At 35.8% G+C, this 293-nt stretch carries 1 pseudogene; it reads right to left on the minus strand.

From position 1 onward, the window contains the following. A pseudogene (locus CD152_RS12070) lies at window positions 1-293 on the minus strand (IS30 family transposase); the annotation flags it as partial.

The following is a 293-nucleotide window of genomic DNA, read 5'->3' on the forward strand; positions in this document are numbered from 1 at the left end:
TACCTTTCATAGGTAAAGATTGTACTGCAAAGACGTTTTCCTTAAACATTCTATAAAGAGTTTTTACAGAACAATCAATCGGGTGTTCACCTCTGCCAATAATGGTGTCAGGTGTCCAGCCATCGGCTACTTTTTCTCGAATATAAGCTGACTGATTTTCTGGAAGTACTATTCTATGTCTGCCACAATTTGATTTTCTTTGCTTATACTCTTGGTAATATTCCAGTGCAGTTATACCTGTCTTAAGTGCATTTATTACGTTATAAATTGTCTGTCTTGATCGTTTCAATCTC

The organism is Macrococcoides caseolyticum (genome assembly GCF_002902665.1).
Lineage (GTDB): Bacteria > Bacillota > Bacilli > Staphylococcales > Staphylococcaceae > Macrococcoides > Macrococcoides caseolyticum.